The sequence below is a fragment of the Streptomyces pseudogriseolus genome, assembly GCA_002154585.1.
In the GTDB taxonomy this organism is placed as follows: domain Bacteria; phylum Actinomycetota; class Actinomycetes; order Streptomycetales; family Streptomycetaceae; genus Streptomyces; species Streptomyces pseudogriseolus.
Genome location: MUNG01000467.1, coordinates 1 through 9,465, shown reverse-complemented (window position 1 = coordinate 9,465; position 9,465 = coordinate 1). Strand labels below are relative to the sequence as shown.

General features: G+C 72.2%; 8 protein-coding genes. 7 read left to right on the top strand and 1 reads right to left on the bottom strand.

All coding sequences use genetic code 11. The features are described 5' to 3' along the window. From CCN29_RS31170 to CCN29_RS31145, 7 genes are all read left to right on the top strand, one after another. A partial coding sequence (locus tag CCN29_RS31170; RefSeq protein ID WP_143661421.1) for a glycosyltransferase occupies positions 1-497 on the top strand: 497 nt, incomplete at its 5' end. A gap of 50 nt (positions 498-547) precedes the next feature. Continuing rightward, a complete protein-coding gene (gene glgC / locus CCN29_RS31165) occupies positions 548-1,768 on the top strand; it encodes a glucose-1-phosphate adenylyltransferase (protein ID WP_031063458.1) in 1,221 nt (406 codons plus the stop codon). Positions 1,769-1,964: 196 nt separating this feature from the next. Next, positions 1,965-4,583 (top strand): PA14 domain-containing protein, encoded by a 2,619-nt coding sequence (locus CCN29_RS31160; protein WP_086685875.1) that lies wholly within the window; start codon positions 1,965-1,967, stop codon positions 4,581-4,583. Positions 4,584-4,841: 258 nt separating this feature from the next. Then, positions 4,842-6,269: a wax ester/triacylglycerol synthase family O-acyltransferase gene (locus CCN29_RS31155; RefSeq protein ID WP_086685872.1), complete on the top strand. Its 1,428-nt coding sequence runs from the start codon at positions 4,842-4,844 to the stop codon at positions 6,267-6,269. Between the two features lie 103 nt (positions 6,270-6,372). After that, positions 6,373-7,866: an SDR family NAD(P)-dependent oxidoreductase gene (locus CCN29_RS31150; RefSeq protein WP_031063466.1), complete on the top strand. Its 1,494-nt coding sequence runs from the start codon at positions 6,373-6,375 to the stop codon at positions 7,864-7,866. A gap of 434 nt (positions 7,867-8,300) precedes the next feature. After that, positions 8,301-8,474: a hypothetical protein gene (locus tag CCN29_RS35130; RefSeq protein ID WP_006131752.1), complete on the top strand. Its 174-nt coding sequence runs from the start codon at positions 8,301-8,303 to the stop codon at positions 8,472-8,474. Positions 8,475-8,526: 52 nt separating this feature from the next. Next, positions 8,527-9,009, top strand: a complete 483-nt coding sequence (locus tag CCN29_RS31145; RefSeq protein WP_006131751.1) for a GNAT family N-acetyltransferase — start codon at positions 8,527-8,529, stop codon at positions 9,007-9,009. A 12-nt stretch (positions 9,010-9,021) separates the two neighbouring features. Here the strand turns inward: CCN29_RS31145 and CCN29_RS31140 are convergent, their stop codons facing one another. Further along, on the bottom strand, positions 9,022-9,417 hold the full coding sequence (locus tag CCN29_RS31140; protein ID WP_086685870.1) for a VOC family protein: 396 nt from the start codon (positions 9,415-9,417) through the stop codon (positions 9,022-9,024). Positions 9,418-9,465 lie beyond the last annotated feature (48 nt).

Sequence of the window (9,465 nt, the reverse complement as noted above, 5' to 3'; positions counted from 1 at the left end):
CGGGGTGTCCGGGGCGCCCGCGCAGGTGGTGCTCCTGCGCGGGCGCCCCGGACACCCCGGAGATCGACCGCGAGTTCCGTGAGCTGTACGAGGAGCTGAGCCGGGTCCGTGAGGGCGTGCACTGGATCCCGCAGATGCTGCCCCGGTCCGAGGTGATCCAGCTGCTGACGCACGCCACGGTGTTCGTCTGCCCCTCGGTGTACGAGCCGCTCGGCATCGTGAACCTGGAGGCGATGGCGTGCGGCACCGCCGTGGTCGCCTCCCGGGTCGGGGGCATCCCGGAGGTCGTGGACCACGGCAGGACCGGGCTGCTGGTCGACCTGGACGACGACTTCGAGGCGGGGCTCACCCGGGCGCTGGACGCGGTGCTCGGCGACCCGGAGGCCGCGCGGGCCATGGGCGAGGCGGGCCGGGAGCGCGCGGTGGGCGAGTTCGGCTGGGACGCGGTGGCCCGCCGCACGGCCGGGCTGTACGAGAAGATCCTCGGGCAGGCTTAGCACGGCCCGTCCGGGGCAGTCATGGGAAAACTCGGCGTGAGGAGACGGGCATGCGTCGTGGTGGACCATCGGTCCTGGGAATCGTGCTGGCGGGCGGCGAGGGCAAGCGCCTGATGCCTCTCACGGCGGACCGCGCCAAACCGGCGGTCACCTTCGGCGGCACGTACCGCCTGGTGGACTTCGTGCTGTCCAACCTGGTGAACGGCGACATCCTGCGGATCTGCGTGCTCACGCAGTACAAGTCGCACTCGCTGGACCGGCACATCACCACCACCTGGCGGATGTCGAGCCTGCTCGGCAACTACGTCACCCCGGTCCCCGCGCAGCAGCGCCTCGGCCCCCGCTGGTACCTGGGCAGCGCCGACGCGATCCTCCAGTCGCTGAACCTGATCCACGACGAGCGCCCGGAGTACGTGGTGGTGTTCGGCGCCGACCACGTGTACCGGATGGACCCGCGCCAGATGCTCGCCCAGCACATCGAGAGCGGTGCCGGCGTCACCGTGGCGGGGATCCGGGTGCCGCGCGCGGAGTCGTCCTCGTTCGGCGTCATCACCCCGGGCTCGGACGGGCTCACGGTGGAGCGTTTCCTGGAGAAGCCGGCCGACCCGCCCGGTCTCGCCGACGACCCCGATCGCGTGTTCGCCTCGATGGGCAACTACATCTTCACCACCAAGGCCCTCGTCGAGGCGCTCATGCGGGACGCCGAGGACGAGGACTCGGTGCACGACATGGGCGGTTCGATCCTGCCGCAGCTCACCGAGCGGGGCGAGGCGTACCTGTACGACTTCAGCACCAACCACGTGCCGGGGGAGACCAGCCGTGACCAGGGCTACTGGCGGGACGTCGGCACGCTCGACGCGTACTACGACGCGCACATGGACCTGATCGCCGAGCGTCCCGCGTTCAACCTCTACAACCGCCAGTGGCCCATCTACACCCACTCCGGGCAGCTTTCGCCGGCCCGGTTCAACGCGGGCGGCATCGCCGGCGAGTCCATCATCAGCGCCGGCTGCCTGATCCGGGGCCAGGTGACCCGGTCCGTGCTGTCGCCGGGCGTGGTCGTCGACCCGGGGGCGGTGGTGCAGGGGTCGGTGCTGCACGACAACGTGCACATCGGGCGGGGCGCGGTGGTGCGCGGGGCGGTGCTGGACAAGAACGTCGAGGTGCCGCCGGGCGCGACGATCGGCGTCAACCCGGAGCGGGACGCGGAGCTGTACACGGTGTCCGAGAACGGCGTGATCGCGCTGGGCAAGGGGCAGTTGGTGCCGTAGCGGCCGCAGTGAGGGCCCCGGTCGTCCGAGACGGCCGGGGTCTTTGTCATGTCCCTGGACTGCTGACGGAATCCGTGCTGTTATGCCAAGTGCTGTTCTTTGACAACGTTGTATGGGACTGACAACGCACAGAACAGAACACGCACAGAACAGAACATGCACAGCGAGCCGTCATTTCCTCACCGACGGAGGATCCGTGCGCATCAGACGACTCAGGAACCGCTTCGCCCTCCTCCTGGCCACCGCGCTGGGCGTCACCGGCCTCACCGCGACCGGGCCCGCCTCGGCCGCCGCCGAGGACGACCCCGTGGAGATCCACGGGCTGAAGGGCGAGTACTGGACCCACTCCGCCCCCGGCGCCTTCGACTTCCACGAACTCAAGGCCGTCGCCTTCGACCCCGGTCTCGACTTCGACAACCTGGAGCCGCGTCTCAGCCTCACCACCGGCCAGGCGGACGACGTCAGCGTCCGCTGGACCGGCAGGATCGTGCCGGAGACCACCGGCGCCCACACCTTCTCCGTCAGCTCCGACAACGGCTTCCGCCTGTGGATCGACGGCGCCCTCGTCATCGACCACTGGCTGGACGACTGGGACAACGAACAGACCTCCGAGCCGGTCCAGCTCACCGCGGGCCGCGCCCACGACATCAAGGTCGAGTACTTCGAGCACTACGGCGGCTCCAACTTCCACCTGCGCTGGACCCCGCCCGGCGGCGCCAAGGAACCGGTGCCCCGGTCGGCGTTCCGCCTCCCGGACGGCTTCGACTACGACGGCGCCCTGAACGCCACCGTCCTCGCCTCCGGACGCACCCTCAAGCTCACGTTCCCCGAGCCGCTCGCCACCCCGCCCGCCGGCTTCACCGACCATCTCAACGCCGTCATCGGCGGCGCCCGCTGGCCGCTGACCTCGGCGACACCCGACCCGGCCGACCCGAGGGCGCTGCTCGTCACGCTCGCCGAACCCGTCGTCGGCAACAGGACCGGCACGGCCCGCGGCACCGCCGACGTCCAGTACGACGGCCAGGGCGGCCTGACGGCCACCGACGGCGACCCCGTCGACGCCTTCCTCAGCAGCGGACCCAACCGCTCCACCCACGAGCTGCGCACCCGCTGGGCCGACGAGGTGGGCCCGGGCAACGCCCACCCCGAATACCCGCGCCCCCAGCTCACCCGCTCCCGGTGGCAGAACCTCAACGGCCGCTGGCAGTTCGCCGCCGCCGAGGAGGGCGAGCAGCCGCCCGTGGGCCGCACGCTGAAGGAACGCATCCTGGTGCCGTACCCGGTGGAGTCCCAGCTCTCCGGGATCCAGCGGCACGAGGACCGCATGTGGTACCGCCGCACCTTCACCGTCCCGCGCGGCTGGCACATCGGCTCCGGCCAGCGGCTGCGCCTGAACTTCCAGGCGGTCGACTGGCGCGCCGAGGTCTACGTCAACGGCACCAAGGTCACCGCGCACGAGGGCGGCTACGACAAGTTCTCCGTCGACGTCACCGACGCGCTCAGGCGGAGCGGCCCCCAGGAGCTGATCGTCGGCGTCTACGACCCGACCGACGCCGCCGACGGCGAGAATCCGCCGATGGGCAAGCAGCGGCTCGACCCGAGCGGCATCTGGTACACGCCCAGCTCCGGCATCTGGCAGACGGTGTGGATGGAGCCCGTCGCCCGCGACCACGTGGACTCCCTCGAGCTGATCCCCGACGTGGCCGGCGAACGGCTCACCGTGGAGGCGCGGGGCGTGCGCGCGGGGCTGCCGGTGACGGCCACCGCGTACGACGGACGGCGCAAGGTCGCCACCGCGTCCGGCCGCACCGGACATCCGCTCACCCTGCAGATCAGGAAGCCGCACCTGTGGTCGCCCGACGACCCCTTCCTGTACGACCTCGAGGTCAGCGTCGGCGCCGACCGCGTGAGCAGCTACTTCGGGATGCGTTCCATCGCCGTGGAGAAGATCGACGGCGTGCCGCGCACCGTCCTCAACGGCAAGCCCGTCTTCCTGATGGCCACCCTCGACCAGGGCTTCTGGCCCGACGGCCTGCACACCGCGCCCACCGACGAGGCCCTGGCCTACGACCTGAAGGCGCACAAGCAGCTCGGCTTCAACTCGGTGCGCAAGCACATCAAGGTCGAGCCGGACCGCTGGTTCTACTGGGCCGACCGGCTCGGACTGCTGGTGTGGCAGGACATGCCCGCCATGCGGGACGCCCGCAACCCGGACGCCGAGGCCCGCGCCCGCTACGAGCGCGAGATGAAGGAGATGATCGACGAGCACATCAGCAGCCCGTCGATCGTCATGTGGGTCACCTTCAACGAGGGCTGGGGCCAGTACGACGTCGGCCGGATCGCCGCGCAGGCCAAGTCCTGGGATCCCACGCGGCTGGTCAACAACCAGTCCGGACTCAACCTGGGCGCCGACGGCGGCACCGGCGACATCATGGACGAGCACGGCTACCCCAGCCCCGCGCTGCCGCCCCGCCCGGACGGCGAACGCGCCCTGGTCAGCGGCGAGTACGGCGGTCTCGGCCTCGCGGTGCCCGGCCATGCCTGGCCCGTGCAGCAGAGTTACGTCGACGTCGACCCGGCGACCTACACCGACGACTACCTCACCAAGCTGGACGAGGTGCGGGCGCTGGTGTGCCGGGGCAGCAACGGCGCCGTCTACACCCAGATCTCCGACGTGGAGGGCGAGCTCAACGGTCTGCTCACCTACGACCGGCGGGTGATGAAGCCCGACGTGGAGCGGGTGCGGGCCGCACAGCAGGACCTGATCCGGGACGCCTCCCAGGCCCGGCCCGAGGGCTGCCCGGCCGCGGACTGACCGGCCGCGGGCGGCGCTTCCGCCCGTCCGGGTGGCGTGCGTCCGGGTGGCGCGCGTCACCCCGCCGGACGGCGGGACGCCCCGCCGGGCCCGCGGGACCCGCATGTCACCGACATCTTCGCCCCTTCTGCCGTAGCGGCGGGAGGGGCGAAGACGTCACATGTTGTTAACTATGGGTAGCCAGATCGTACTTGACCGTAATCGGCCGGGAGCGATTGACTGCTGATCCGTTCCCGTCGTCGTTGCGAGGCCCCGCCCATGACCGCAGACCCGCTCGCCCCCCTCGACCTGGCGTTCTGGAACCTCGAGTCCGCCGGTCACCCGATGCACCTCGCCGCGCTCGGCGTCTTCACGGCCGGCTCGCCCTCCGCGGCCGCCCACGCCGCGGACCTGCTCGCCGCCCGGGCCGCGGCCGTCCCCGGCCTGCGCATGCGCATCCGCGACACCTGGCGGCCCCCCGGACTGCGGCGCTCGCTGTCGGCGCTGCGCCGCCCCTGGCCCGCCCCCGGCGAACCGCTCACGGCCGCGCTGGGCCGCCCGCTCACCTCCGTCGTCCGCGGCTCGCTCGCCTTCGGCGGCGCCGCCCGCGAACCCGACCCCGGCTTCGACCCCCTGAACCACGTGCGGCTGCGCGAACCGGTCGCCGACTTCCACACCGCCGCCGGCGAGCTGATGGGACGCCCCCTGGAGCGCACCCGCCCGCCCTGGGAGGCGCACGTCCTCCCCGAGGAGGGCGGCGCCCGCTTCGCCGTCCTGTTCAAGTTCCACCACGCCCTCGCCGACGGACTGCGCGCCCTCACCCTCGCCGCCGCGCTGATGGACCCCACCGACCTGCCCACCCCGCGCACCAGGCCCCCCGAGCCGTCCCGAGGCGTCGTCCCCGACGTCCGCGAGGTGCCCGGCATGGTGCGCGACGCCCTCGCCGAGGCCGGCCGGGCCCTGGACATCGGCGCCGCCGTCGCCCGGTCCACCCTCGACATGCGCTCCTCGCCCGCCCTGGCCTGCGCGCCCAGCGGCACCCGCCGCACCGCCGGCGTGGTCGTCGACCTCGACGACGTGCACCGCATCCGCAAGAGCGCCGGCGGCACCGTCAACGACGTCCTCATCGCGGTCGTCGCCGGCGCGCTGCGCCGCTGGCTCGACGAGCGGGGCGACGGCAGCGACGGCGTCGCCCCCCGCGCCCTCGTCCCCGTCTCCCGGCGCCGCCCCCGCACCGCCCACCCGCAGGGCAACCGGCTCTCCGGGTACTTGATGCGGCTCCCGGTCGACGAGAAGGACCCGGTCACCCGGCTGACCCGGGTCCGCACCGCCATGGACCGCAACAAGGAGGCGGGCCCGCACCGCGGCGCGGGCGCGGTGGCACTGCTCGCCGAGCACGTGCCGCCGCTCGGCCACCGGCTCGGCGGACCGCTGCTCGGGCAGGCGGCCCGGCTCTGGTTCGACGTCCTGGTCACCAGCGTGCCGCTGCCCGGCTTCGGGCTGCGCCTCGGCGGCGACCCGCTCGGCGCCGTGTTCCCGCTCGCGCCGCTCGCCCCCGGCCACTCCCTCGCGGTCGCCGTCTCCACCTACCGGGGACGGGTCCACTACGGTCTGGTGGCCGACGGCGCGGCCGTGGAGGACCTCGGCCTGCTCGCCCGCGCGGTGACCGAGGAGGTGACGGCACTCACCGTGGCCTGCGCTCACTGAGCGCAGCGGTTTGGTGCTGCGGCCCGGCGCTCCGTAAAATCCCCCGTTCGACAGCGGACGCGAACGGAGCGCCGCGCGAACCGAAGCGGGAACGGCAGCGGCGATGACGGTGACACAGGACGGACCCGGGACCACGGACGAGGTGGCGCACGGGCCCGGCATCGACCCGGAGCGGCTGGCCGTCTGCCTGAGCGTGCTCGAGGAGCTCGACAGGATCGACGTGGACCATCCGGACGCGATCGCGGTCCGCCGGGCCACCTCGCACATCTACCGCACGGTCAAGCAGCGCCGCCGCCAGGAGCGCCGGGCCGCCAAGACCGCGCACGACAAGGCGGTCACCGAGGCCACCGCCACCGGCTCCGCCCAGCGCATCGACGACGAGACCGAGGGCATCCTGCCCTCCTCCCGCGTCGAGCAGGGCCGCATCGCGGGGATACTCCAGCGCCCGCGCTCCTGCTACGTCTGCAAGACGCGGTACGTCGAGGTCGACTACTTCTACCACCAGCTCTGCCCGAAGTGCGCCGCCGAGAACCGGTCCCGCCGCGAGGCCCGCGCCGACCTGAGCGGCAAGCGGGCGCTGCTCACCGGCGGCCGCGCCAAGATCGGCATGTACATCGCGCTGCGGCTGCTGCGCGACGGCGCGCACACCACGGTCACCACGCGCTTCCCCAAGGACGCCATCCGCCGCTTCAAGGCCATGGACGACTCCGGTGACTGGCTGCACCGCCTGGAGGTCGTCGGCATCGACCTGCGCGACCCCGGCCAGGTCGTGGCACTCGCCGACCAGGTCGCGGAGCAGGGCCCGCTGGACATCCTGATCAACAACGCCACCCAGACGGTGCGCCGGCTGCCCTCCGCGTACGCCGCGCTCGTCGAGGGCGAGAGCGCCCCGCTGCCGGCCGGCGAGCTGCCCGCGCACCATGTCATCGGCGCGTTCAACTCCGGCGCGGTGGACGGCCTGACCGCGCTCCCCGCCGGGACCGCCAACCTGGACGCCCAGGCGGTGGCCGACCTCGCCCTGGTCGCGGGCAACGCCAGCGTGGAGCGGCACCGGGACGGCACCGCCATCGACGCGGGCGGACTGCTGCCCGACGTCGTGGACTCCAACACCTGGGTGCAGACCATCGAGCAGATCTCCCCGGTGGAGCTGCTGGAGACCCAGCTGTGCAACTACACGGCGCCGTTCATCCTGATCAGCGCGCTGCGCCCGGCGATGGCCGAGGCGGCCCGCCGCGCGTCCTCCAACCGCGCCTACGTGGTCAACGTGTCCGCGATGGAGGGTGTGTTCGCCCGTGGCTACAAGGGCGCGGGACACCCCAACACCAACGCGGCCAAGGCGGCCATGAACATGGTGACGCGGACCAGCGCGCAGGAGATGTTCGACACCGACCGGATCCTGATGACCTCGGTCGACACCGGCTGGATCACCGACGAGCGCCCGCACTTCGACAAGCTGCGCCTCGCCGAGGAGGGCTTCCACGCCCCGCTCGACCTGGTCGACGGCGCGGCCCGCGTCTACGACCCGATCGTGCGCGGCGAGGCGGGCGAGGACCTGTACGGCGTCTTCCTCAAGGACTACGCGCCCGGCCGCTGGTGACCCGCGGCCCCTCGACGGTACCCGTGACGGCCGACGGCGCCCCCCACCGCGCCCCGGCTGTCCGGACTTGTCCGGTACATCGCGACGCGCGTACTCCGTTCGAGTGAGTGGCTGTGCGCATTCTGTCACGACATGACCGGACATGGCAGGTCATGATGGGCGATCCGTCATGTGATTGTTACAGCCAGTTTCCAGCCCCATCGAGCGGGGGGCCGCTCATTTGGTTAATCTGAGGCGGACGGACAGCACCAAGGGTTCTACCCGCACCCACCATCCGTCATGGGACCGCCGGTTCACCACGGCCCGCTCTCCCTCGAACGACCGGCGCCACCGCGTCCGAACGGCATGCACACAGACCCGCTCGGGCGTCAGGGCGCCGGCCACGGGGCCGACGCGGTACGTCCCGAGGGTGACCGACACATAAGGAGTGCGCGGTGACACCGGAGCAGACGAAACTCGAACAGCGCCCCGAGGAACGCACGGAGCGTTCCGGCCGCCGGCCAGGGGAACTGGGCTTCCTCGACGTGTGGGCCCGCTCGGCCCCCATCCGCCTCGCCGGGTACGAGGAGGACCTCGCCGAGCCGCACATCCTCCCCAGCGTCGACTGACACCCGTCACCTCCGCACCCCCGCCCGCACCGGGCGTGCCAGACTCGCCACCATGCCGATCAGGGAAGCGCGCACCGACGACTGGCCCCGCATCTGGCCGTTCTGGCACCGCATCGTCGCGGCGGGCGAGACCTACACCTGGGACCCGGGCACCTCCGAGGAGGACGCCCGGGCCCTGTGGACGAGCCCCCCGAAACGGGTGTACGTCGTCGAGGACGACGACGGAACCGTCGTCGCCTCCGCCTATCTCACCCCCAACTACGGCGGCCCCGCCGCGGACATCGCCAACGCGGGCTTCATGGTCGACCCCGACCGCGCCGGCCGCGGGACCGGACGGATGCTGGCCGAGCACGTGCTGGCCGCGGCACGCGACGCCGGGTTCCGGGGCATGGTGTTCAACGCCGTCGTCGAGACCAACCCCGCGGTGAGGCTGTGGACCTCACTCGGCTTCACCGTCCTGGGCACGGTCCCCGACGCCTTCGACCACCCCCGGCACGGCCGGGTCGGGCTGCACATCATGTACCGGCCGCTCTGACCGGTCACCCGCTCAGGGGCGGACGTACGGCCGGGTCATGATCTCCATGTTGTGGCCGTCCGGGTCCTCGAAGTAGGCGCCCTTCCCCCCGAACAGGGTGTTCACCCGCCCCGGTTCGGTGTGCCGCGGGTCGGCGTAGTACGTCACCCCGGCCTCCTCCAGGCGCGCGATCATGGCGTCGAACCGCTCGTCGGGCACCAGGAACGCGTAATGCTGGGACTGCACGGGCTCGTCCCGCATCTCGTAGTAGTCCAGGGTCACGCCGTTGCCCAGGTCGACGGGCAGGAACGGCCCGAACGGCGCCCCCACCTCCAGACCCAGGATCCCGGCGAGGAACTCGGCGGAGCGCCGGCGGTCACGGGCGTAGACGGCGGTGTGGTTCAGCTCGATGTGCGGTGCTGCGGACATGGTGGTCTCTCGTCTCCGGTGTCGGTGTGGCGTTTCCCGCCGGCGGGA